The sequence below is a fragment of the Streptomyces sp. NPDC026673 genome, from assembly GCF_040638135.1.
In the GTDB taxonomy this organism is placed as follows: Bacteria; Actinomycetota; Actinomycetes; order Streptomycetales; family Streptomycetaceae; genus Actinacidiphila.
This window is the reverse complement of record NZ_JBEZXR010000003.1, coordinates 103,479-126,653: the sequence shown is the minus strand read 5'-3', so window position 1 is coordinate 126,653 and position 23,175 is coordinate 103,479. Positions and strand designations below refer to the sequence as shown.

At 72.3% G+C, this 23,175-nt stretch carries 19 protein-coding genes; 9 read left to right on the top strand and 10 right to left on the bottom strand.

The genetic code is table 11. From position 1 onward, the window contains the following. Window positions 1-64 precede the first annotated feature (64 nt). Window positions 65-1,993, top strand: a complete 1,929-nt coding sequence (locus AB0F62_RS03590; RefSeq protein WP_361792021.1) for a GAF domain-containing protein — start codon at window positions 65-67, stop codon at window positions 1,991-1,993. Here the strand turns inward: AB0F62_RS03590 and AB0F62_RS03585 are convergent. Then, window positions 1,984-2,403, bottom strand: coding sequence for a VOC family protein (locus AB0F62_RS03585; RefSeq protein ID WP_361791720.1), 420 nt, complete (start codon window positions 2,401-2,403; stop codon window positions 1,984-1,986). The genes AB0F62_RS03590 and AB0F62_RS03585 overlap by 10 nt on opposite strands. Before the next feature lie 80 nt (window positions 2,404-2,483). After that, entirely contained in the window at window positions 2,484-3,860 is a 1,377-nt protein-coding gene (locus tag AB0F62_RS03580) for an MFS transporter (RefSeq protein ID WP_361791718.1), read from the bottom strand. Between the two features lie 268 nt (window positions 3,861-4,128). On the opposite strand from AB0F62_RS03580, the gene AB0F62_RS03575 reads away from it, so the two are divergent. After that, a complete protein-coding gene (locus tag AB0F62_RS03575) occupies window positions 4,129-6,348 on the top strand; it encodes an NADP-dependent isocitrate dehydrogenase (protein WP_361791716.1) in 2,220 nt (739 codons plus the stop codon). An 89-nt stretch (window positions 6,349-6,437) separates the two neighbouring features. On the opposite strand, the gene AB0F62_RS03570 is transcribed toward AB0F62_RS03575, so the two are convergent. Both AB0F62_RS03570 and AB0F62_RS03565 read right to left on the bottom strand, forming a co-directional pair. Then, a complete protein-coding gene (locus tag AB0F62_RS03570) occupies window positions 6,438-7,166 on the bottom strand; it encodes an SRPBCC domain-containing protein (protein ID WP_361791714.1) in 729 nt (242 codons plus the stop codon). A gap of 108 nt (window positions 7,167-7,274) precedes the next feature. Next, window positions 7,275-7,922: a helix-turn-helix domain-containing protein gene (locus tag AB0F62_RS03565; protein WP_361791712.1), complete on the bottom strand. Its 648-nt coding sequence runs from the start codon at window positions 7,920-7,922 to the stop codon at window positions 7,275-7,277. 300 nt (window positions 7,923-8,222) lie between these two features. On the opposite strand from AB0F62_RS03565, the gene AB0F62_RS03560 reads away from it, so the two are divergent. The 4 genes from AB0F62_RS03560 to AB0F62_RS03545 all read left to right on the top strand — a co-directional run bounded on the left by AB0F62_RS03560 (window position 8,223) and on the right by AB0F62_RS03545 (window position 13,139). Beyond that, entirely contained in the window at window positions 8,223-9,065 is an 843-nt protein-coding gene (locus AB0F62_RS03560) for a nitrilase-related carbon-nitrogen hydrolase (RefSeq protein ID WP_361791710.1), read from the top strand. A 14-nt stretch (window positions 9,066-9,079) separates the two neighbouring features. Beyond that, complete coding sequence (gene hydA / locus AB0F62_RS03555) at window positions 9,080-10,480, top strand: dihydropyrimidinase (RefSeq protein WP_361791708.1); 1,401 nt, start codon at window positions 9,080-9,082, stop codon at window positions 10,478-10,480. A 32-nt stretch (window positions 10,481-10,512) separates the two neighbouring features. Further along, window positions 10,513-11,532, top strand: coding sequence for a TIGR03842 family LLM class F420-dependent oxidoreductase (locus AB0F62_RS03550; protein WP_361791706.1), 1,020 nt, complete (start codon window positions 10,513-10,515; stop codon window positions 11,530-11,532). Window positions 11,533-11,606: 74 nt separating this feature from the next. Beyond that, window positions 11,607-13,139, top strand: coding sequence for an NCS1 family nucleobase:cation symporter-1 (locus AB0F62_RS03545; protein WP_361791704.1), 1,533 nt, complete (start codon window positions 11,607-11,609; stop codon window positions 13,137-13,139). A gap of 36 nt (window positions 13,140-13,175) precedes the next feature. Here the strand turns inward: AB0F62_RS03545 and AB0F62_RS03540 are convergent, their stop codons facing one another. The 6 genes from AB0F62_RS03540 to AB0F62_RS03515 form a co-directional block, all read right to left on the bottom strand. Continuing rightward, window positions 13,176-14,816, bottom strand: coding sequence for a PucR family transcriptional regulator (locus tag AB0F62_RS03540; RefSeq protein ID WP_361791702.1), 1,641 nt, complete (start codon window positions 14,814-14,816; stop codon window positions 13,176-13,178). 79 nt (window positions 14,817-14,895) lie between these two features. Continuing rightward, window positions 14,896-15,750: an amidohydrolase family protein gene (locus tag AB0F62_RS03535; RefSeq protein WP_361791700.1), complete on the bottom strand. Its 855-nt coding sequence runs from the start codon at window positions 15,748-15,750 to the stop codon at window positions 14,896-14,898. Next, window positions 15,747-16,058, bottom strand: a complete 312-nt coding sequence (locus AB0F62_RS03530; protein WP_361791698.1) for an L-rhamnose mutarotase — start codon at window positions 16,056-16,058, stop codon at window positions 15,747-15,749. Before AB0F62_RS03530 ends, AB0F62_RS03535 begins: the two co-directional genes overlap by 4 nt. After that, window positions 16,055-17,047, bottom strand: coding sequence for an aldo/keto reductase (locus tag AB0F62_RS03525; RefSeq protein WP_361791696.1), 993 nt, complete (start codon window positions 17,045-17,047; stop codon window positions 16,055-16,057). The genes AB0F62_RS03530 and AB0F62_RS03525 overlap by 4 nt, the downstream gene beginning before the upstream one ends. A gap of 14 nt (window positions 17,048-17,061) precedes the next feature. Beyond that, window positions 17,062-17,829, bottom strand: a complete 768-nt coding sequence (locus AB0F62_RS03520; RefSeq protein WP_361791694.1) for an SDR family oxidoreductase — start codon at window positions 17,827-17,829, stop codon at window positions 17,062-17,064. Then, a complete protein-coding gene (locus tag AB0F62_RS03515) occupies window positions 17,826-19,166 on the bottom strand; it encodes an enolase C-terminal domain-like protein (protein ID WP_361791692.1) in 1,341 nt (446 codons plus the stop codon). The genes AB0F62_RS03520 and AB0F62_RS03515 overlap by 4 nt, the downstream gene beginning before the upstream one ends. 232 nt (window positions 19,167-19,398) lie before the next feature. Here AB0F62_RS03515 and AB0F62_RS03510 point away from each other — a divergent pair, with 232 nt between their 5' ends. The 3 genes from AB0F62_RS03510 to AB0F62_RS03500 all read left to right on the top strand — a co-directional run bounded on the left by AB0F62_RS03510 (window position 19,399) and on the right by AB0F62_RS03500 (window position 23,144). Then, the gene (locus AB0F62_RS03510; protein ID WP_361791690.1) at window positions 19,399-20,451 is read left to right on the top strand and encodes a sugar ABC transporter substrate-binding protein; all 1,053 of its coding nucleotides are present in this window, start codon (window positions 19,399-19,401) and stop codon (window positions 20,449-20,451) included. A gap of 69 nt (window positions 20,452-20,520) precedes the next feature. Further along, complete coding sequence (locus AB0F62_RS03505) at window positions 20,521-22,095, top strand: sugar ABC transporter ATP-binding protein (RefSeq protein WP_361791688.1); 1,575 nt, start codon at window positions 20,521-20,523, stop codon at window positions 22,093-22,095. Window positions 22,096-22,097: 2 nt separating this feature from the next. Then, window positions 22,098-23,144 carry an ABC transporter permease gene (locus AB0F62_RS03500; RefSeq protein WP_361791686.1) on the top strand — a complete coding sequence of 349 codons (1,047 nt, stop codon included), beginning with the start codon at window positions 22,098-22,100 and terminating at the stop codon, window positions 23,142-23,144. Window positions 23,145-23,175 lie beyond the last annotated feature (31 nt).

Genomic DNA, 23,175 nt, shown 5'->3' with positions numbered 1-23,175 from the left:
TGCCGGTATCCCTGACACCGTGCCCCGCGACCCACACGAAGCCCCCGACGACCACGGCGGAACCATGGCCCCCCACAGCCCTTCCGACGCGCCCTTCCTGCGGCTGCTCGCCCGCGGGGCACCGGCCGAGGAGTACGAGCGGCCGATGCTCGCGGCCCGGGCCGAGGGCGCGCCGCCCGCCGTGCTCGCGGAGATGGAGCGGGCCAGGCTGCTGGCCCTGCGCGTACGGGCGGAACTCGAGGGGCGGCGGCGGCGCGAGGCCGAGTTGTCGGCCCTCTTCGAGACGGCCGGCGACCTCGCGGGGCTGCGCGACCTGGACTCGGTGCTGCAGGCCATCGTGCAGCGGGCCCGGTCGCTGCTCGGCACCGACGTCGCCTACCTCAGCCTGATCGACCGCAAGGCGGGCGACACCTACATGCGGGTCACCGAGGGGTCGGTCTCCGCGGAGTTCCAGCGGGTGCGGCTCGGAATGGGGGAGGGACTCGGCGGGCTGGTCGCGCAGACGGCGCTGCCCTATGTCACCGAGTCCTACTTCGACGACGAACGCTTCCGGCACACCCACCCGATCGACTCGGCCGTTCACGACGAGGGCCTGGTGGCGATCCTCGGCGTGCCGCTCGTGCTGGGCACCGGCGTCATCGGCGTGCTGTACGCCGCGGACCGCCGGGCCCGGGTCTTCGAGCGCGGCCAGATCGCCCTGCTCGCCTCCCTCGCCTCGCTGGCGGCCGTCGCCATCGACACGGCGAACCTGCTGGAGGAGACCCGCTCCGCGCTCGCCGACCTCGGCACCGCCAACGAGACCATCCGCAACCACAGCGCGGTGCTGGAACGCGCCTCCGAGGTGCACGACCGGCTCACCGAGCTCGTCCTGCGCGGCGGCGGGGTCGACGACGTGGCGGACGCCGTCGCGGAGGTGCTCTCCGGGACCGTCCGCGTCGTCGGCACCGACCGCGACCCCGTCCCGGAGGCGCTCGCCGACGCCGTCGCCCGCTCCCGCAAGGACGGCCACGCCGTACGGCAGGGCGAGACCTGGACCGCCGCCGTCACCGCCGGCGGGGAGCTCCTGGGCGCCCTCGTCCTGCACGGCCACCCCGGACTCGACCCCGTCGACCAGCGCACGCTGGAACGGGCCGCCATGGTCACCTCCCTGCTGCTGCTCGCCCGCCGCACCGCCGCCGAGGCCGAGCGGCGCTACCGCGGCGAACTCCTGGACGACCTCCTCGACGCCCCCCACCGCGACCCCGGACTGCTGCGCGAACGGGCGGGCCGGCTGCACGCCGACCTCGACGCCCCGCATGTCGTCCTGGCCGCCCGGGTGGACGAGGAGCACTCCGGGGCCGCCGCCGACCGGCAGCGGCTGTGGTCGGCCGCCTCCCACCTCGCGGCCACCCGCCGCGGCCTGGCCGCCGCGCGCGACGGCGGCACGGTGCTGCTGCTCCCGCTCGAGGAGGGCTGCGACGCCTCGGCCACCGCGCGCCGCATCGCCCAGCAGCTGGGCACGGCGGTGCAGGCGGCCGTCACCGTGGGGGCCTCCGGAGCCGTCCAGGCCCCCGCCGACCACCCCGGTGCCGTCGCCCTGGCCTACACCGAGGCGCAGCGCTGCGGTGACACGCTGCGGGCCCTCGGCCGCACCGGGGAGGGGGCCTCGGGTGACGACTTCGGCTTCCTCGGGCTGCTGCTCACCGACTCGCGCGACGTCGACGGCTTTGTGCACCGTACGATCGGGGCCGTCGCGGACTACGACAGCCGCCGGGGCACCGACCTCGTACGCACCCTGGACGCCTACTTCGCCAGCGGGATGAGCCCCGTGCGCACCAAGGACGCCCTCCACGTCCACGTCAACACCGTCGCGCAACGCCTGGAGCGCATCTCCCATCTGCTCGGCGCCGACTGGCAGGCCCCGGACCGCGCGCTGGAGATCCAGCTCGCGCTGCGCCTGCACCGGCTCTCGGCCGGGCAGGAGGACCCGCCGCGACCAGCCGGTCAGGTCTGATCCGGGCCCGCGACCAGCTCCACCTCGAACCCGTCGCCGTTCTCCAGGTAGGCGGCGTAGTGCTGCTCGCCGCCCGCGTACGGATGCAGCGTGGGGAACATCAGCGTCCAGCCGTGCAGCGGCGAGCGCGCCACCAGGGTGTCCAGCTCCTCGCGGCTCGCCACATGGAACGCCAGATGGTTCAGCCCCGGCCTGCGGCGCTCGTGCACGCCCGGGATCAGATCCGGTGACCGCTCGACGACGATATAGGCCGTCCCCAGACGCCAGCTGCGGCCCGCAGCCCACTCCTGATACCGGACGTAACCGAGCTCACCCAGCAGCCAGCCCCACTCGGCGTCAGCGCGCTCAAGATCTGGAACCCACAGCTCGACATGGTGCAGCACCCCCGTCACCGCTCTCGCATCACCCACGGTCACGACAGTAGACCCCGCCACTGACATACCGTGACGGGGTCCACGTACCGGGGGGTGCGGAAGGCGTCCGCCCGGGGTCAGCCCGCGTGGGCCGACCGGGCCAGCGGGGCGTCCTGCGAGGTCTCGGCCTCGATCGCGTCCAGGTCCCGGCCCCGCGTCTCCTTGGCCACCGCGACCGCGACCAGCGTGATCAGGGCGGCGAGGATCACGTACAGGGAGATGTAGGTCGAGCCGCCGGTGTCCACGAGCAGGGCCGTCGCGATGAGGGGCGCCGGCGCGCCGGCGGCCACCGAGGCGAACTGGGCGCCGATCGAGGCACCGGAGTACCGCATGCGGGTCGCGAACATCTCCGAGAAGAAGGCCGCCTGCGGGGCGTACATGGCGCCGTGAAGCACCAGGCCGACCGTGATGGCCAGCAGCAGGGCCGGGAAGCTCCCGGTGTCGATCAGCGCGAAGAAGGGGAAGGCCCACAGACCCACGCCGGCGGCGCCGATCAGGTACACCGGCTTCCGCCCGACGCGGTCGGACAGCGAGCCCCAGGCCGGGATGACGGCGAAGTGCACCGCGGAGGCGATGAGCACGCAGTTCAGGGCCGTCTGCCTGTCCACCTCCGCGTGCGTGACGGCGTAGACGAGGACGAAGGCCGTGATGACGTAGTAGCTGATGTTCTCCGCCATCCGGGCGCCCATCGCCACCAGGACGTCCCGCCAGTGGTCGCGGAGCACCGCCAGCAGCGGCAGCCGCTCGATCGCGGACTCCTCGGACCTGCGGGCCTCCGCCCTGGCCAGCGCGGTCTTGAACACCGGCGACTCGTCGACCGACAGCCGGATCCACAGGCCCACCAGGACGAGCACGCCGGAGAGCAGGAACGGGATGCGCCAGCCCCACGAGGTGAAGGCGGCGTCCGAGGTCAGCGCGGTCAGCGCCGACAGCACACCGGTGGCCAGCAGCTGGCCGGCCGGCGCGCCCGTCTGCGGCCACGACGCCCAGAACCCGCGCCGCTCCGCGTCGCCGTGCTCCGAGACCAGCAGCACCGCGCCGCCCCACTCGCCGCCGAGCGCGAAGCCCTGGACCAGGCGGAGCACGGTGAGCAGCACCGGGGCGGCGACCCCGATCGTGGCGTACGTCGGCAGCAGGCCGATGCAGAACGTCGCGCCGCCCATCAGCAGCAGGCTCAGGACGAGCAGCCGCTTGCGGCCGAGGCGGTCCCCGAAGTGACCGAACACGAGGGCGCCCACCGGGCGGGCGGCGAAGCCGACCGCGTAGGTCAGGAACGACAGCAGCGTGCCGACCAGCGGATCCTGTTCGGGGAAGAACAGCTTGTTGAAGACGAGCGCCGCGGCGGATCCGTAGAGGAAGAAGTCGTACCACTCGATGGTGGTGCCGATGAGGCTCGCCGCGACGATTCTGCGGAGCGAGCCGGGTGCGGTGGGCGCGGGTGCCGGGGTTGCCATGGTCACCACTTCCGGGCGGGGGGACGGGGACGTTTCCGTGTCGCCACACCGTAGAAACGGCCACGTCACGCTCCCATGTGGTGGCACACCACAGTTGTGCCGCCGGGTATGCGGGCGGCCACCATGACCGGGCCGTCCGGGGCGCACGCCGGGACCGGGCGGGCCACCGGCGGGGCGCGCCGCCCGCGGGGAGGGCCCATTCGAGTGGCAGGCGCTCAGGAGATATCTTGATGTCGAGCAATGTTGCAGACGTGGAGCGGAGCACCCGGTGACTGACTCGACCATCATCTATACGCACACCGACGAGGCGCCGGCGCTGGCGACGTACTCGTTCCTGCCCGTGATCCAGGCGTACGCCTCCACGGCCGGAGTCGCCGTGGAGACCCGTGACATCTCCCTGGCCGGGCGCATCATCGCGAACTTCCCCGAGTTCCTGGAGGAGGGCCAGCGCATCCCCGACGCCCTCGCCGAGCTCGGCGAGCTCGCCAAGACCCCGGCCGCCAACATCATCAAGCTGCCGAACGTCTCGGCCTCGATCCCGCAGCTGAAGGCCGCGATCGCCGAGCTGCAGGAGCAGGGCTACGCGCTGCCGGACTACCCGGACGACCCGAAGTCCGACGAGGACAAGGACGTCCGCGCCCGCTACGACAAGATCAAGGGCAGCGCCGTCAACCCCGTCCTGCGCGAGGGCAACTCCGACCGCCGCGCCCCCGCGTCGGTCAAGAACTACGCGAAGGCGCACCCGCACCGCATGGGCGCCTGGTCGGCCGACTCCAAGACGAACGTCGCGCACATGACCGCCGACGACTTCCGGTCCACCGAGAAGTCCGCGGTCATCGCCGAGGCCGGCGCCCTGCGCATCGAGCTGGTCGGCGACGACGGCACCACGACCGTGCTGCGCGAGTCGGTGCCGGTCCTGGCGGGCGAGGTCGTGGACGCGTCCGTCATGCGCGTCGCCGTGCTGCGCGAGTTCCTCAGCGACCAGGTCGCGCGCGCCAAGGCCGAGGGCGTCCTGTTCTCGGTGCACCTGAAGGCCACCATGATGAAGGTCTCCGACCCGATCATCTTCGGCCACGTCGTGCGCGCCTTCTTCCCGAAGACCTTCGCCCGGTACGGCGAGACCTTCGCGACCGCCGGCCTCACCCCGAACGACGGCCTCGGCGGCATCCTCAAGGGCGTGGAGTCCCTGCCCGAGGGCGCGGAGATCAAGGCGTCCTTCGAGGCCGAGCTCGCCGAGGGCCCGGCCCTGGCCATGGTCGACTCCGACCGCGGCATCACCAACCTGCACGTCCCGAGCGACGTCATCGTCGACGCCTCCATGCCGGCCATGATCCGCACGTCGGGCCACATGTGGGGCCCGGACGGCCAGGAGGCCGACACCCTCGCGGTGCTCCCGGACAGCAGCTACGCCGGCATCTACCAGGCCGTCATCGACGACTGCCGCGCCCACGGCGCCTTCGACCCGGCCACCATGGGCTCGGTGCCCAACGTCGGCCTCATGGCGCAGAAGGCCGAGGAGTACGGCAGCCACGACAAGACCTTCGAGATCCAGCACACCGGCACGGTGCGCCTGGTCGACCAGGCCGGGAACGTCGTGCTGGAGCAGACCGTCTCCGCGGGCGACATCTTCCGCGCCTGCCAGACGAAGGACGCCCCGATCAAGGACTGGGTCAAGCTGGCGGTCACCCGCGCCCGCGCGACCGGCGACCCGGCGGTGTTCTGGCTGGACGAGGAGCGCGCCCACGACGCCAACCTGATCGCCAAGGTCAAGCAGTACCTGCCGGAGCACGACACCGAGGGTCTGCAGATCGAGATCAAGTCCCCGGTCGAGGCGACCGCGTTCTCGCTCGAGCGCATCCGCCGCGGCGAGAACACGATCTCCGTCACCGGCAACGTGCTGCGCGACTACCTGACCGACCTGTTCCCGATCCTGGAGCTGGGCACCAGCGCCAAGATGCTCTCGGTCGTGCCGCTGATGAACGGCGGCGGCCTCTTCGAGACCGGCGCCGGCGGCTCCGCGCCCAAGCACGTCCAGCAGCTGGTCAAGGAGAACTACCTGCGCTGGGACAGCCTGGGCGAGTTCCTCGCGCTGGCGGTCAGCTTCGAGCACCTGGCGACCACCACGGGCAACGCCCGCGCCCAGGTCCTGGCCGACACCCTGGACCGCGCCACGGGCAGCTTCCTCAACGAGGACAAGTCGCCCAGCCGCAAGCTCGGTGGCATCGACAACCGCGGCAGCCACTTCTACCTGGCCATGTACTGGGCCCAGGAGCTGGCGAAGCAGACGGACGACGCGGAGCTGGCCAAGGCCTTCGCCCCGCTCGCCCAGACGCTGAGCGAGAAGGAGCAGACGATCGTCGACGAGCTGATCGCCGTGCAGGGCTCCCCGGCCGACATCGGCGGCTACTACCAGCCCGACCCGGCCAAGGCCGCGGCCGTCATGCGTCCGTCCGCCACCCTCAACGAGGCACTGGCGACCCTCGCCTGACCCGACCCGCAGCACACACGGGACCGCCCCGGCTGGTGATCCAGCCGGGGCGGTCCCGTGTGCGGGGGAGTGGAGGGACGGGGCGGCGGTTACGCGAAGACGCCGTCCAGCCACGCCTGCCAGCGCTCGCCGGTCCGCCCGCCGTCGGCGCCGGGCGCGAAGTCGTGGACGCTGATGCCGACCGGGGCACCGAAGTGGTTGCGGCCGAAGACCCGGTACATCGCGTCGCCGGTCCGCAGCCCGACGAAGTACGGGTCGCGGTAGTCGACCACGGCCTCCACCGGTCCGGCGCCGGGCAGTTCGGCCCGTACGGTGGCGCCCTCGGCCGCGTCGTCCGGCACCCCGAGGGCCCGGCTGACGATCTCCAGGGCGTCCGGCGCGGTGGACGCGGCGGGGCCGTTCACGGTGGCGAAGGCGGCGGGCCGCCCGGTGAAGTGCGTCAGGTACTGGCGCAGGGTGTGCAGGTAGAAGTCGGTGTGCTTGCTCGCTCCGTCGTACTGGTTGTCCCAGTCGTCGACGAAGATGCCGCTGTGCACGTAACGCACCCGGGAACCGCCGCCCTCGCGCTCCTCGATGAGGTGCTCGAGCTGGTTGAAGAACTGGTTGTCGACCCCCTCGGGGCTCTCCGCCCGGGCGATCAGGTGGTGCGGCGGGTCCCAGGCGGTGAGGGTGCCGCCGAAGGGCGCGGCGCCGCCCTTGCGGGGCTCGAACTCCTGGGGCCACAACCAGCCCGCCGAACCGGTGGTGACGGCCTCCCAGACCTCCTCCGGACTCGCCTCGGTCTCGAACGCGCGGACGATCTCGAATTCCTTGGACATGGTGCTGCTCGCTCCTCGTGGGACGGGCTCGGGCGCCCGGACGGCGTGGTGGGTGGTGGGGTGGTGGGCTCCGCGGTGCGGGACCGGCCGTGACGGGTCAGGGGCCGCTCACGGCAGCTCGGCTCGCGGGGACGCCTCGACGGCGGGCGCGGACTCCCCGGCCGCGGGAGCGGGGTCCTTCACGGTGGGGTGGAGCGCGACCACGATGCGGTGCTCGCGGCCGCCCTCGCTCTCCGCGTCGTGGTACTTGGCGATCAGCGCGCTGACGCCGCGGGTCAGCTCCTCCACGAAGGCGGCCCGGTCGGCGGCGGAGGCGAAGCGCACCTCTCCGTCGAGGGCGTAGGTCGCGAGCCGCTTGCGCGCCCGGGCCGCGCCGGTGACCAGCGTGCCCACATCGCGGACGAGCCGGGCGGCGACCGCCAGCAGCCATCGCGCGGACAGCTGGTCGCGGAAGCGCCCGGGGTCCGGCTGGACGGCGGCCAGCGCGAGCGGGGAGATCACATACGAGGCGGCGGTGGCCCGCATCAGCCGCTCGGTGACATTGCCCTTCCGGCGCTCGCCGGCCAGCTCGACCAGGCCGTGCGCCTCCAGCGTCCGCAGGTGGTAGTTCACCTTCTGCCGGGGCAGCCCGACCCGGGTGGCGAGCATCGCCGCCGAGGCGGGCCCCTCCGCCAGTTCGGCGAGGAGGCGCGCCCGCACGGGGTCCAGGGTGGCGGCGGCGGCCGCCGAGTCCTCGATCACGCTCACGTCCAACATGGCTCCACCGTCTCACCGAAAAATTTTTTTGTCCAGCCCATATTTGTTGTCGGTCGATCGGCGACATCCGCCGGCAACGCCGGCGCCCGGGACGAAACGCCGATTTCACCTGCCGTGCCGGCGTTCCTCACACGGCTCTGAACGGTGTCCGCGCAGGTGACGCGGCGGAACGCCGAGGGCCCCATCGCGTTACAGCGTGGTACTGCACCCCGTACCGCACGCCTCCTAATGTCAGCCGTCAAGCGGCCCGGAGTTCACCTTCGCGGCCCGCTCATTGCCGCGACGTCGGAGGGAAGACCGATGAGTCGAGTAGTGCGCGCCGCGCTCGTCCAGACGAAGTGGACCGGCGACAAGGAGTCGATGACCGACCTGCACGAGCGGTACGCCCGCGAGGCCGCCGCCCAGGGGGCTCAGGTGATCGGCTTCCAGGAGGTGTTCAACGCCCCGTACTTCTGCCAGGTGCAGGAGCCCGAGCACTACCGGTGGGCGGAACCGGTGCCGGACGGCCCGACGATCGTGCGGATGCAGGCGCTCGCCAAGGAGCTCCGCATGGTGATGGTGGTGCCGGTCTACGAGGTCGAGCAGGCGGGCTTCTACTACAACACCGCGGCCGTGATCGACGCCGACGGCAGCTACCTGGGCAAGTACCGCAAGCACCACATCCCGCAGGTCAAGGGCTTCTGGGAGAAGTACTACTTCAAGCCCGGCAATCTCGGCTGGCCGGTCTTCGACACGGCCGTCGGCAAGATCGGCGTCTACATCTGCTACGACCGGCACTTCCCCGAGGGCTGGCGCGCGCTCGGGCTGGCCGGGGCGGAGCTGGTCTACAACCCCTCCGCCACCTCGCGCGGCCTGTCCGCGTACCTGTGGCAGCTGGAGCAGCCGGCCGCGGCCGTCGCCAACGAGTACTTCGTCGCCGCCATCAACCGGGTCGGCCAGGAGGAGTACGGCGACAACGACTTCTACGGCACTTCCTACTTCGTCGACCCGCGCGGTCAGTTCGTGGGCGACGTCGCCTCCGACAAGGAGGAGGAACTCGTCGTCCGGGACCTGGACTTCGGGAAGATCGAGGAGGTCCGGCAGCAGTGGGCCTTCTACCGCGACCGCCGCCCCGACGCCTACGGCCCGCTGACCGAGGCCTGAGGGGAGGGGAACCCGTGAGCCGAACCCTGATCCGCGGCGGACTGGTCGTCACCGCCGCAGAAGAGGTCCACGCCGACGTCCTCGTCGAGGGCGAGCGGATCGTCGCCCTCGCCGCCGCCGGCAGTACGGTCGCCGAGGGGTGGACGGCGGACCGCGTGATCGACGCGACCGGGAAGTACGTGATCCCGGGCGGCGTCGACGCGCACACCCACATGGAGTTGCCCTTCGGCGGCACCTTCGCCTCGGACACCTTCGAGACCGGCACGCGGGCGGCCGCCTGGGGCGGTACGACCACGATCGTGGACTTCGCCGTGCAGTCGGTGGGGGAGTCGCTGCGCGCCGGACTCGACACCTGGCACGCCAAGGCCGAGGGCAACTGCGCGATCGACTACGCCTTCCACATGATCGTGTCGGACGTCAACGAGAACAGCCTCAAGGAGATGGATCTCCTCGTCGACGAAGGAGTCACCTCCTTCAAGCTGTTCATGGCCTATCCCGGCGTCTTCTACAGCGACGACGGCAAGATCCTGCGGGCGATGCAGCGCGGCGCGGCCAACGGCGGGCTGATCATGATGCACGCGGAGAACGGCATCGCCATCGACGTCCTGGTCGAACAGGCCCTGGCGGCGGGCAAGACCGACCCCCGCTACCACGGCGAGGTCCGGCGGGAGCTGCTGGAAGCCGAGGCCACTCACCGCGCCATCCGGCTGGCCGAGGTCGCGGGCTCCCCGCTCTACGTCGTCCACGTCTCCGCGCAGCAGGCCGTCGCGGAGCTGGCGACCGCACGCGACCGCGGCCTGAACGTCTTCGCGGAGACCTGCCCGCAGTATCTGTTCCTGTCCACGGACAACCTGGCCGAGCCGGACTTCGAGGGCGCCAAGTACGTCTGCTCCACGCCGCTGCGGCCCAAGGAGCACCAGGCGGAGTTGTGGAAGGGGCTGCGGACCAACGACCTGCAGGTGGTGTCGACGGATCACTGCCCGTTCTGCTTCGTGGGGCAGAAGGAGCTGGGCCGGGGGGACTTCTCGAAGATCCCCAATGGTCTGCCGGGGGTGGAGAACCGGATGGACCTGCTGCACCAGGCGGTGGTGGAGGGTCGCATCAGCCGTCGGCGGTGGATCGAGATCGCCTGCGCGACGCCGGCGCGGATGTTCGGGCTGTATCCGCGCAAGGGCACCATCGCGCCGGGCGCGGACGCGGACATCGTCGTCTACGATCCGGCGGCCGAGCAGGTCGTGTCCGCACAGACGCACCACATGAACGTCGACTACTCGGCCTACGAGGGCAAGCGGATCACCGGACGGGTCGAGACCGTGCTCTCCCGCGGCACCGTGATCGTCGACGGGGACCGCTACCTGGGCCGGGCCGGTCACGGCCGTTACCAGACCCGCGAGACCTGCCAGTACCTCGTCTAGCCACTCGCCCAGCCACCCCAGGGAGCACAGCAATGGATTTCGGTCTCGTCCTGCAGACGGACCCGCCCGCCTCGGGGGTCGTCGAGCTGATGCGGCGCGCCGAGCGCAACGGCTTCACCCACGGCTGGACGTTCGACTCGGCCGTGCTGTGGCAGGAGCCGTTCGTCGTCTACAGCCAGATCCTGGCGCGGACGGAGCGGATGGTCGTCGGCCCGATGGTCACCAATCCGGGTACCCGTACCTGGGAGGTGACCGCCTCCACCTTCGCCACGCTGAACGAGATGTTCGGCGACCGCACGATCTGCGGGATCGGCCGCGGTGACTCGGCGATGCGCGTGGCGGGCCGCAAGCCCAACACGCTGGCCCGCATCGAAGAGGCCATGTACGTCATCCGCGAGCTCGCCGAGGGCCGTGAGGCCGACCTTGGCGGTACCGTCGTCCGCATCCCCTGGATCAAGGAGGGCGCGAAGCTGCCGGTGTGGATGGCGGCGTACGGGCCGAAGGCGCTGGCGATCGCGGGGGCCAAGGCCGACGGGTTCATCCTGCAGCTCGCCGACGTCTATCTGACCGAGTGGATGGTCAAGACGGTCAGGGACGCCGCGGTGGCCGCCGGGCGCGATCCGTCGGAGGTCAAGGTCTGTGTGGCGGCCCCCGCCTATGTCACCGAGGACGACTCGCCGCAGGCGCTGGGCCACGCCCGGGAGCAGTGCCGATGGTTCGGCGGCATGGTCGGCAACCACGTCGCCGACCTCGTCTCCAAGTACGGCGAGGTGTCGAGCGTGGTCCCCCAGGAGCTGACGGATTACATCAAGGCCCGCCAGGGGTACGACTACTCGCACCACGGCCGTACCGGGAACCCCGACACCGCGTTCGTCCCCGACGAGATCGTCGACCGCTTCTGCCTCATCGGCACCGCCGAGCAGCACATCGAGAAGCTGAGCGCCCTCAAGGCCCTCGGTGTCGACCAGTTCGCCCTGTACAACATGCAGGACGCCAAGGAGTCCGTGATCGACGTCTACGGCTCCACCGTCATCCCCGCCCTCCGCGACTGACACCCGGCTCCGCCATCCCCCCGCACGGCACGTTCGATCCCCGTTCCCCCGCCTCGAACGAAGGGGCTGCTGCCATGACAGCCACCGCTCCACCCCCTGCCGGAAGAACCGGGGCCGACGGCCGCGTCGAGCTCCCGCCCGACGCCGTCCCGTCCGGCCCGTACGCCAACGAGGACCTGCTCCCGGTTCCGCTCGCCCAGCGGAAGTGGACCACGTACAACTTCACCGCCCTGTGGGTCGGCATGGCCCACAACGTCGCCTCCTGGACCCTCGCCTCGGGCCTGGTCGCCCTGGGCATGGACTGGAAGCAGGCGGTGCTCACCATCGCCCTCGCCAATGTCATCGTGCTGGTGCCGATGCTGCTCACCGGCCACGCGGGGCCCAAGTACGGCATCCCCTTCCCGGTCTTCGCCCGCGCCTCGTTCGGCGTGCGCGGCGCCAACCTCCCCGCCCTGGTCCGTGCCGCCGTCGCCTGCGTGTGGTTCGGCATCCAGACCTGGATCGGCGGTTCCGGCATCTTCCTGCTCGCCGGGAAGCTGTTCGGCGACTCGTGGGCGACCGCCGGGACGATCGGCGGCTACCCGTGGACCCAGTGGCTGTCCTTCGTCGTCTTCTGGATCATCCAGGTCGCGATCATCGTGCGCGGCATGGAGATGGTCCGGCGGTTCGAGAACTGGGCCGCGCCGTTCGTCATCGTCGGCGCCATCGCCCTGCTGATCTGGATGAGCGCCAAGGCCGGCGGCTTCGGCCCGCTGCTCGACCAGCCGTCCGCGCTCGGCTGGGGCGGCGACTTCTGGAAGGTCTTCTTCCCCGCCCTCATGGGCATGATCGGCTTCTGGTCGACCCTGTCCCTCAACATCCCCGACTTCACCCGCTACGCCGCCGGCCAGCGCGCCCAGTTGTGGGGGCAGTCCCTGGGCCTGCCGACGACGATGACGCTGTTCGCGCTGCTGTCGGTGCTGGTGACCTCCGGCTCGCAGGCGGTGTACGGCGAGCCGATCTGGGACCCGGTGGCGCTCGCCGCGAAGCTCGACAACTGGGCCGCGGTGCTCTTCGCGCTGATCACGGTCCTGGTGGCCACCCTGTCGGTGAACATCGCGGCCAACGTGGTCTCGCCCGCGTTCGACCTGTCCAACATCGCGCCCCGCCGGATCACCTTCCGCACCGGCGCGCTGATCACCGCGGTCGTGGGCGTCGTCATCTTCCCCTGGAAGCTCCTGGCCAGCCCGCAGGCGTACATCTTCACCTGGCTCGGCACCGTCGGCGGTCTGCTCGGCACCGTGGCCGGCATCCTCATCGCCGACTACTGGATCCTCCGGCGCACGCGCCTGGAACTCGCCGAGCTGTACAGCTCCGAGGGCCGCTACTGGTACGACGGGGGCTGGAACTGGCGGGCGCTGGCCGCGTTCGCGGTCGGCGGCGTCCTCGCCATCGGCGGCTCCCACTCCGTACTCGACGGCAACGGCGTCAAGCAGGGGCCGTTCCCGGTCGACGGGTTGATCCCCTTCCTGAAGCCGCTCGCGGACTACGGATGGGCCGTCGGCCTCGCCGCCTCCCTGCTGGTCTACCTCCTGCTGACCCGCCTCGCGCCCGACCGCAGGAGCTGACCGCGCGACCAACCCCGGGGTCCGGGCCCGCCGCGCTCAGCGGCCGGGTCCGGGCCCCGCGGCGCGCTGCGCCTCGTGCGCGAGCAGCGCCACGTACAGCGAGGTGAGCTGCTCCCAGTCGTCCAGGTCGATGCCGAGCAGCGACTCGATGCTCTGCAGCCGCCGGTAGAGGGCGGGCCGGCTGACATGGTGCACCTGGGCCGCCGCCGACTTGTTGCGGCCGGTGGCCAGATAGGTGCGCAGCACCTCGAGCAGCGCCGGGTTCCCCAGCAGCGGTCCGAGCTCCCGCCCGATGAACGCCTGCAGTTCCGGCTCGTCGCGCAGCAGTCGTACCAGCCCGCGCAGCCGGACGTCGCGCAGCCGGGCCACCGGGGCGTCGGGCGGCCCGGCGACCGCCGCGTCCGCCACATGCACCGCCTCGACGAAGGACCGCCGGACCTCGTCCAGGTCCCGGCAGCCGAATCCCGCGCCGACCACCGCGGTGCGGCCGCGCCCGGCCAGTTCCTCGTGCACCTGTACCGCCACCTTGTGCACGGCGGCGTCGGCGTCGCGGTCGTGCGGGATGCTCAGCAGGACCGCCGTGCCGGCGGCGCCGATCCGCGCCACCAGCCCGGCCACGCCGGGGTGTTCGGCCAGGGCGTGCTCGATGAGTCCGGGCATGTCGTCCCGCCCGTCCGGCACCGTGCCGAGGAGGCGTACGACGACGGGCACGAAGGTGCGCCGGTTGACGGGGAGTCCCGCCGCGCGCACCCGGGTCACCAGTTGCTCGGGGCGGGCGGTGCCCGTCGCCAGGTCGTGCAGCAGCGACTCGGCGGCCTGGTCCTCCCAGCCCCGGTCCTGGTCGCCGAGGAGGCGGTGCATGGCCAGCGCCTCGGAGGCACGGGCGCCCAGCACCCGCCCGAACTCCTCCGGTCCCTGGTAGCCGAAGAGCACCAGCCGCCCCCACTGCCGGCCGCGCGCCTCCAGCGGCGCAACGATCCAGCCGTCCGGGCCGACCGTCACCGCGCCGTCCCCGGCCACCTCCGCCACCTGCCCGGAGACCCGTTCCCAGTCGCGCAGCAGATCGTTGAGCGAGCCCTTGTCGCCGGCCGAGGCCAGCACGCGCTGCGCGAGGTTGACGACGACCGCGGGACAGCCGCTGTGCGCCGCGATCTCGTCCAGGACCTGCTGGAGGCCGGCACCGGAGAGGTTGAGCGCGGTCAGCGAGGAGCGGATCCGGTCGGACAGGTCGAGGGCGGCGAACCGGCCGTGCACCAGCCGCGCGTGCACCTCCTCGGTGAGCCGGGCGAACGGCGCCGGCCGGTGCAGCACGATCAGCGGCACCCCGCAGCGTTCGGCGGCCCGGCGCATCGGCTCGGGGGTGGTCCGGAACGCGCGGCCGAGCCCGAGGACGACCGCCGCGACGTCGGCACGCTGCATCGACTCGACGTACTCGCGCTGCGCCCGCTCGTCACCCGCCAGCAGCAGGCCGGTGGTCAGCACCATCTCCCCGCCGCTGAGCATGACGCCGACGTCCAGCGCCTCGGCCACGTGCAGCCAGCGCACCGCGCGGTGCAGGTGCGCGGAACCGGCCACGACCTCCGGCACCCACGGCGCCACCAGGTCCAGGTCGAGGATGTCGCGCACGGTGAGCCGCCCCGCGCCGCGCTGAGGTGTGTCCGGTCTCTCGTCGCTCACGCGCCCACGCCCGTCCCTCGTGCCGCCAGGGGTGGGAGTCTAGTCACCCGTCCGGCGTACGGCGCCGGCCGTGCCGAGGTCAGAGCCCGTACACGCGCCGCGCCGTACCCGAGAAGACCTCCCGCCGCTCGGCCTCGTTCAACCCGGCCGTCAGGGCGCGGGCGGAGTCCACGACCTCGGCGTAGCCGGCGGCGAGCCGGCACACCGGCCAGTCGGAGCCGAACATCAGGCGGGCGGGACCGAAGGCGCCGATCGCGGTGGCGGCGTAGGGCGCGAGGTCGGCCGTGGTCCAGGTGTCCCAGTCGGCCTCGGTGACCATGCCGGAGAGCTTGCACACCGTGTTGGGCAGAGCCGCCAGCGCCCGCAGGTCGCGGGCCCACGGCTGCGTCCCGCGCGCCGCGATGGGGGGCTTGCCCAGATGGTCGAGGACGAACACCAGCCCGGGCAGGAGGGCGGCGGCCCTGGTGGCGGCCGGGAGCTGCGAGGCGAGGACGACCAGGTCGTAGACCAGGTCGGCGTCGGCCACCGCGCGCAGCCCGCGCAGGACGTCGGGGCGGAGCAGCCACTCCGGGTCGGGCTCGCCCTGCACCTGGTGCCGGATCCCCACCAGGAGCTCCCCGCCGGGCAGTTCGCGCAGCGCCGCCAGCCGGTCGGCCACCGCGGGATCGGTCAGGTCGGTCCAGCCGACGACCCCGGCCACCAGATCGCTGCCCGCGGCCATGGCCAGGAACTCGGGGGTCTCCTCCGCCACCGTGACGGTCTGGACGAGGACGGTCGCGGTGACCCCGGCGGCCTTCGCCTCCGGCTCCAGGTCGGCGAGGGAGAAGTCGCGGCGCAGCGGGGCCAGGCGTTCCCCGGTGATCCAGTCCTGGTCGCGCACCGACAGGTCCCACAGGTGGTGGTGCGCGTCGACGATGCCCTCCACCGCGGTCACAGCCGCCACACCACCGGCAGCGGCGCCCCGGCGCCCTCGGCGGAGTAGTCGTGGGCGACCTCCAGCAGCTCCGCCATGCGCGCCTGCCATGCGATGTTGACGGGCAGCCGCTCCAGTGCGGCGAGCATCGCCGGGTAGTCGTCGACGTCCAGCAGGTGGAAGAGGTCACCGCCGCTGCGCCAGATCGTCCACTCGCGTACGCCCGCGCCGCGGATGGCGGCGGTCAGCTCGGCGGGCACCTCCCGGTGCGCCGCCTCGTAGGCGGCGATCCGGTCCGCTCGCACCTTCGTGTGCAGGGCGACCCTCATGACGCCTCCTCGTCCGGTACGGGTACGTCCGCGCCCAGCAGGCCCTCGGTGCGCAGATCCGCCCACATCGGGGCCGGGAGCGGCAGCCGCAGCATCGCCGCGGTGTCCCGCACCTCGGCGGCGGAGCGCAGCCCCACCAGTGTGCTCGCGACGGCGGGATGGGCCGCCGGGAAGCGCAGCGCGGCCGCGCGCAGCGGCACGCCGTGCCGGCCGGTCACCGCCCGCAGGCGACGGGCGCGGGCGAGGACGGGCTCCGGGGCGGGGGCGTAGTCGTAGGTGGCGTCCTCGCCCGGGTCGATCAGGAGGCCCGAGTTGAAGGCGCCGCCGACGACCACGCTCGCGCCGCGGGCCGCGGCCAGCGGCAGCACCTCGGCCAGCCCCTCCTGCTCCAGCAGGGTGTAGCGGCCGGCCATCAGCACCACGTCGACGTCCGTGTCCCGCAGGAAGCGGGCGAGCATGGCCGTCTGGTTCATGCCCGCGCCGATGGCGCCGACCACGCCTTCCGAGCGCAGCTTCTCCAGTGCCGGATACGCCTGCCCGAAGGCCTCCTCGGCGTGCTCGTCGGGGTCGTGGAGGTAGACCACGTCGACGCGGTCCAGGCCCAGGCGCTCCAGGCTGGCGTCCAGGCAGCGCCGTACGCCGTCGGCGCTGAAGTCCCAGACCCGGTGGAGCGCGGCGGGCACGGCGAAGCCGTTCGCCAGGTCGTCCCCGCCCGCCCCGCCGGGCTCCAGCAGCCGCCCCACCTTGGTGGACACGGTGTACTCCGCCCGGGGCCGGCCGCGCAGCGCGGCGCCGAGCCGCCGCTCGGACAGCCCGAGCCCGTAGTGCGGGGCGGTGTCGAAGTAGCGGACGCCGGCGTCCCAGGCGGCGTCCACGGCCGCGTGGGCGGCGTCGTCGGTGACCGGGGTGAAGAGGTTGCCGATCGGGGCGGCGCCGAAGCCCACCTCCGTGACGGCCACTCCGCTGCGGCCCAGGGTGCCGGTGCGCATCGTCGTCCGGCCCCTCAATTCCCCGCCGGGCGCAGCCGCAGGCCGGCCATGCCGCCGTCCACGGCGAGCGCGGTGCCCGTGACGGAGGCCGCCGCCGGGCTCGCCAGGTAGACGATGGCGGCGGCGACCTCGTCGGCGGTCACCAGACGGCCCATCGGCTGCCGGGCGTTGAGGGCGGCGCGCTCCTCCTCCGGGTCGTCGGCGGCGTCCAGCAGCCGGGCCACCCACGGGGTGTCGGCGGTGCCGGGGTTGACGCAGTTGACCCGGATGCCCTCGCGGACGTGGTCGGCGGCCATCGCCAGGGTCAGCGAGAGCACGGCGCCCTTGCTGGCGCTGTACAGGGCGCGCTGCGGGAGCCCGGCGGTGGCGGCGATGGAGCAGGTGTTGACGATCGCGGGGCGGGCCGAGCGCCGCAGGTGCGGGAGCGCGGCGCGGGTGGTGCGCACCATGCCGAGGACGTTGACGTCGAGTACGCGGTGCCACTGCTCGTCGGGGTTGTCCTCGACGGTGCCCGCCGCGCCGATTCCGGCGTTGTTGACCAGGACGTCGAGACCGCCGAGCGCCTCCGCCGCCGCGTCGACGGCGGCGCGCGTGGACCCGTCGTCGGAGACGTCGGCCTTGAACGGCAGCAGCTGCGCGGGCAGTCCGTCCGGTGCCAGGTCCAGTACGGCGACGCGGGCGCCGCGCGCGGCGAGCAGCCGCGCCGTCGCCAGGCCGATCCCCGACGCCCCGCCGGTCACCAGGGCACCGAGGCCCTCCAGATCACGCAGTGACTCGCTCATGCCGTTCCACCTTCCTGCCGTGCCCGGTCGGCCACCCAGAACGTACCGTCGGGGTAGCGGAACGCGTCGATCGATTCCGGCCTCATCTGCGCGGAGAAACCGGGCGTCACCGGGGCGGTGTAATGGCCGCGGCGCATCACGACCGGGGCGGCGAAGTGCTCGTGGAGATGGTCGACGTACTCGATGGCGCGGTCCTCGGTCGTCCCGGAGAGCGCCACGTAGTCGAACATCGACAGGTGCTGCACCAGCTCGCACAGCCCGACACCGCCCGCGTGCGGGCACACCGGCACGCCGAAGGCCGCGGCCAGCAGCAGGATGGCGAGGTTCTCGTTGACCCCGCCGACCCGTGCGGCGTCGATCTGCAGCACGTCGATGGCGCCGGCCTGCAGCAGCTGCTTGAAGACGATCCGGTTCTGCACGTGTTCGCCGGTGGCGACCCGGACCGGGGCGACCGCCTTGCGGATCGCGGCGTGGCCGAGGATGTCGTCGGGCGAGGTCGGCTCCTCGATCCAGTACGGCTCGAACTCGCCCAGCGCGGTGACCCATTCGACCGCCTCGGCGACGCCCCAGCGCTGGTTGGCGTCGATCGCGATGCGCACGTCCGGGCCCACGGCGGCGCGGGCCGCGCGCATGCGCCGTATGTCGTCGCCCAGGTCGGCGCCGACCTTCAGCTTGATCTGGGTGAAGCCGTCGGTCACGGCCTGCTCGGCGAGCCGGGTCAGCTTCTCGTCGGAGTAGCCGAGCCAGCCGGGCGAGGTGGTGTAACCCGGGTAGCCGTGCTCCAGCAGCGCGGCGGTGCGGTCGGCCGCGCCTTCCCTGCCCGCGCGCAGCAGTTCCAGGGCGCGCTCGGGGGTGAGGGCGTCGGCGATGTAGCGGAAGTCGATCTGGGTGACCAGCCACTCCGGGTCGGCCTCGGCCAGCAGCCGCCACAGCGGCACGCCCCGGCGCTTGGCCGCCAGGTCCCACACGGCGTTGACGACGGCTCCGATCGCCATGTGCATCACGCCCTTCTCGGGCCCCAGCCAGCGCAGCTGGCTGTCCCCGGTCAGGTCGCGCGCCACGGAGCCGGGGTCGGCGCACAGCTCACCGACCGGCCGGCCGACGAGATGGGGGCGGAGCGCCTCGATCGCCGCGACCTGGACGTCGTTGCCACGTCCGATGGTGAAGACGAAGCCGTGCCCCTCGTGGCCGTCGTCGGCGTCGGTGCGCAGCACCACGTACGCGGCGGAGTAGTCGGGGTCCGGATTCATCGCGTCCGAGCCGTCCAGTTCCCGTGAGGTCGGGAAGCGGATGTCGTGGGTGTCGATCGCGGTGATGCGGGCGGAGGTTGCGGACAAGTGGCTGCCTTTCACGCTCGGCCTGGCCAAGACATCGGAGGTCTCGCGCCACGGTGACTCTAGGCCCCCGGGACGGGACTGGCAATCCATTCCTCGGATGTCTCGTCCGTCGAACTCCATTCGATCGTGTCCGTATAAGGGGTTGTCAGGGTCGCGGGACGGACTTACCTTCCTGTCGTCCGGGATACCTCGGATGAATCGCCCCGGCTCACCCGGACAGGGAGAACACGGCATGAAGCCCGCCCGCACGCGCTCCACCGCCGCGATCGCCGCGGCCGTTCTCGTCACGGCCGCGCTCGCCACCGCCTGCAACCGCGGCAGCAGCGGCACCGCCGCCGGCTCCGGCGGGGACAAGCCCGCCATCGGCGTCGACCTGCCGCGCTCCGACTCCGACTTCTGGAACTCCTACGCGCAGTACATCGAGAAGGGCATCGAGGACGAGGGCCTGAACGCGCTGCCGCGGAGCAACTCCCAGAACGACATCACCAAGCTCGTCGCCAACGTCCAGGTCTTCCAGAACACCGGCGCCAAGGCCGTCGTCATGGCCCCGCAGGACACCGGCGCCATCGCCTCCACCCTCGACACCCTCGCCGGCAAGAAGATCCCGGTGGTCAGCGTCGACACCCGCCCCGACAAGGGCGACGTCTACATGGTCGTCCGCGCCGACAACAAGGCGTACGGCACCAAGGCCTGCGAGTTCCTGGGCGAGCAGCTGGGCGGCAAGGGCAAGGTCGCCGAGTTCCAGGGCGCACTGGACTCCATCAACGGACGCGACCGCTCCGAGGCGTTCGCGGCCTGCATGAAGGAGAAGTTCCCCGGCATCACGGTCTTCGAGCTGCCCACCGACTGGAAGGGCGACGTCGCCTCCGCCAAGCTGCAGAGCCTGCTGGCGCAGCACCCCGACCTGAACGGCATCTACATGCAGGCCGGCGGTGTCTTCCTGCAGCCGACGCTGGCCCTGCTCAAGCAGAAGGGCCTGCTCAAGCCGGCCGGGCAGAAGGGCCACATCACCATCGTCTCCAACGACGGGATCCCGCAGGAGCTGGACGCCATCCGCAAGGGCGAGATCGACGCCACCGTCTCCCAGCCCGCCGACCTCTACGCCAAGTACGCGCTGTACTACGCCAAGGCCGCAGCCGAGGGGAAGACCTTCAAGGCGGGGCCGACCGACCACGACTCGACGATCATCAGCATCCCCAACGGTCTGGAGGACCAGCTCCCCGCGCCGCTGGTGACCAAGGAGAACGTCGACGACAAGGCCTTGTGGGGCAACAACATCGGCTGACGCCGGACACGCGGCCGTCCGCCCCCTCGCACCGTCCGCACCGTCCGAACCGAAGAACGGAAACCCACCATGGCGGACCCCGCCACCGCGCCGCCGGCCGTGGCCGAGGCGACCGGGATCGGCAAACGTTTCGGCGCCACCGTGGCGCTGCGCGACGCCGGCATCTCGGTCGCCCCGGGCGAGTCGCACGCACTCGTGGGCCGCAACGGCGCCGGCAAGTCCACCCTCGTCGGCATCCTCACCGGCCTCCAGCAGCCCGACACCGGCACCCTGCGCTTCTCCGGCGACCCGGCGCCCTCCTTCGGCGACACCGACGCATGGCGCGCCCGGGTCGCCTGCGTCTACCAGCGTTCCACCGTCATCGGCGAACTCTCCGTCGCCGAGAACCTCTTCCTCAACCGGCAGAGCCCCGGCGCGCTGCGCCCGATCCGCTGGACGGCACTGCGCCGGCGCGCGGCGGAACTGCTCGGCGAGTACGGCGTCGACATCGACCCCGCCGTACGCGCCCGCGACCTCACCGTCGAGCAGCGGCAGTTCGTGGAGATCGCGCGCGCCCTCTCCTTCGGCGCGCGCTTCATCATCCTCGACGAGCCCACCGCCCGGCTCGACGCCCGGGGCATCACCCGGCTCTTCGACAAGCTCCGCGACCTGCAACGGCAGGGCGTGGCCTTCCTCTTCATCTCGCACCACCTGCAGGAGGTCTACGACCTCTGCACCACCGTCACCGTCTACCGGGACGCCCGCCACATCGTCACCGCCCCCGTGGCCGACCTCGACCACGACGCCCTGGTCGAAGCCATGACCGGGGAGAGCGCCGCCGCGCCCGCGGCGGGTGCCCCGACGGGCGGCCGCGTCGCGGCCACCGGCGGGACGCCGCTCCTCGACGTGACGGGGCTGACCCTGCGCGGCGCCTACGCGGACGTCTCCCTGGAGGTCCGGGCCGGCGAGGTCGTCGGCCTCGCCGGGGCGACCGCCAGCGGCAACGTCCGCCTGGCGGAGACCCTCGCCGGGCTGCACCGAGCGGACGCCGGGCGGATCGCCGTGGCGGGCAGGGAGGTGCGCGCGGCCGGCGTGCCCGCCGCCCTGGCCGCCGGGGTGGGCCTGGTCCCCGAGGACCGGCACCACCAGGGCCTGGTCGGCACGCGCAGCGTGGCGGAGAACGCCACTCTCACGGTCACCGACCAGTTGGGGCCCTTCGGCACCGTACTGCCCTCGCGCACCCGCGAGTTCGCCGAGCGCATGATCAAGGATCTGGACATCAGGACGCCGGGCGCGGCCACCTCCGTCTCGGCGCTGTCCGGCGGCAACCAGCAGAAGGTCGTGGTCGCCCGCGCCCTGGCCACCGACCCGCACGTGCTGGTGGCCGTGCGTCCCACCAACGGGGTGGACGTGCGCTCCAAGGAGTTCCTGCTGGGCAGGATCCGCAAGGTCGCCGACGACGGCCGGGCGGCGCTGGTCGTCTCCGACGAGCTGGACGACCTCAGGGCGTGCGACCGGATCGTGGCGATGTTCCACGGCCGGGTCGTGGCGGAGTTCGGCCGGGGCTGGCGCGACGAGGAACTGGTCGCCGCCATGGAGGGCGTGGCCGCCGGTCCCGCCGCCGGAGAGCGGGACACCGAGCAGGGAGAGGAACGGGAAGGGTAGCCATGTCCACCACCACTGACGTCACCGAGCCGCCGGTGCCCGCCGCCGAGGCGGCCGCGGACGGGACGCCGCGGCGCGTACCGGGCGGGCTCGCCCGCTTCCGCGAACTGTCCCTCGTCCCCGCCATCCTGGTGCTGGGCGTCATCGGCTTCATCGTCTCCCCGGCCTTCCTCACCTCCGACAACCTCATCGGCGTCGCCCAGCAGTCCACCGAGCTCAGCCTGCTCGTGCTGGCCCAGGCGCTGATCCTCATCGCGGGCCGGATGGACCTGTCGCTGGAGTCCACCATCGGCGTCGCGCCGGTCATCGCCGTCTGGCTCGTGCTGCCCGCCGCGGGCGGCCGCTTCACCGGACTGGAACTGCTGCCGGTCTGGTCGGCGATACCGGTGTGCCTGCTGGTGGGCGCGGTCATCGGCGCCGTCAACGGCTTCTTCATCCTCAAGCTGCGGCTGAACGGCTTCATCGTCACCCTCGGCGCGCTCACCATGCTGCGCGGGCTGCAGATCGCCATCTCCGAGGGCCGTTCCATCGTCGAGCTGCCCGGTTCCTTCACCTACCTCGGCCACGCCTCCTGGGCCGGGGTGCCCGCCGCGATCTGGATCTGCGCCCTGCTCTTCGCGGTCGGCGGCTGCGCGCTCGCCTGGCTGCGGCACGGCCGGGCGCTGTACGCGATCGGCGGCAACCCCGAGGCCGCGCGCACCGCCGGCATCCGGGTGGACCGGATCACCTGGGTGGTGCTCATCGTGGGTGGCGTGCTCGCGGCCTTCGCGGGCGTGCTCTACAGCGGGCACTACGGCTCGATCTCGGCGGACCAGGGCAGCGGATGGATCTTCCAGGTCTTCGCCGCGACCGTCATCGGCGGGGTCAGCCTCAACGGCGGCCGCGGCACGCTCTTCGGGGCGCTGACCGGCGTGCTCACCCTGCAGCTCGTGGTCAACGTGATGACCCTGGCGGGCGTGCCCCCGCTGTGGAACCAGTTCCTCAACGGGGCCATCATCATCGTCGCCCTGATCATCTCCCGCTTCGCCTCGGGAGAGAAGCAGGAGTGAGGCGGCCGGGGCGGGACAGCCGGGGCCGGCG

What these genes read in the sequence shown, in the direction of transcription:
- AB0F62_RS03590 (WP_361792021.1), top strand. Translation starts at nt 65, where the DNA reads ATGGCCCCCCACAGCCCTTCCGACGCGCCCTTCCTGCGGCTGCTCGCC.
- AB0F62_RS03580 (WP_361791718.1), bottom strand. Translation starts at nt 3,860, where the DNA reads ATGGCAACCCCGGCACCCGCGCCCACCGCACCCGGCTCGCTCCGCAGA.
- AB0F62_RS03570 (WP_361791714.1), bottom strand. Translation starts at nt 7,166, where the DNA reads ATGTCCAAGGAATTCGAGATCGTCCGCGCGTTCGAGACCGAGGCGAGT.
- AB0F62_RS03565 (WP_361791712.1), bottom strand. Translation starts at nt 7,922, where the DNA reads ATGTTGGACGTGAGCGTGATCGAGGACTCGGCGGCCGCCGCCGCCACC.
- AB0F62_RS03560 (WP_361791710.1), top strand. Translation starts at nt 8,223, where the DNA reads ATGAGTCGAGTAGTGCGCGCCGCGCTCGTCCAGACGAAGTGGACCGGC.
- AB0F62_RS03550 (WP_361791706.1), top strand. Translation starts at nt 10,513, where the DNA reads ATGGATTTCGGTCTCGTCCTGCAGACGGACCCGCCCGCCTCGGGGGTC.
- AB0F62_RS03545 (WP_361791704.1), top strand. Translation starts at nt 11,607, where the DNA reads ATGACAGCCACCGCTCCACCCCCTGCCGGAAGAACCGGGGCCGACGGC.
- AB0F62_RS03530 (WP_361791698.1), bottom strand. Translation starts at nt 16,058, where the DNA reads ATGAGGGTCGCCCTGCACACGAAGGTGCGAGCGGACCGGATCGCCGCC.
- AB0F62_RS03525 (WP_361791696.1), bottom strand. Translation starts at nt 17,047, where the DNA reads ATGCGCACCGGCACCCTGGGCCGCAGCGGAGTGGCCGTCACGGAGGTG.
- AB0F62_RS03520 (WP_361791694.1), bottom strand. Translation starts at nt 17,829, where the DNA reads ATGAGCGAGTCACTGCGTGATCTGGAGGGCCTCGGTGCCCTGGTGACC.
- AB0F62_RS03510 (WP_361791690.1), top strand. Translation starts at nt 19,399, where the DNA reads ATGAAGCCCGCCCGCACGCGCTCCACCGCCGCGATCGCCGCGGCCGTT.
- AB0F62_RS03505 (WP_361791688.1), top strand. Translation starts at nt 20,521, where the DNA reads ATGGCGGACCCCGCCACCGCGCCGCCGGCCGTGGCCGAGGCGACCGGG.
- AB0F62_RS03500 (WP_361791686.1), top strand. Translation starts at nt 22,098, where the DNA reads ATGTCCACCACCACTGACGTCACCGAGCCGCCGGTGCCCGCCGCCGAG.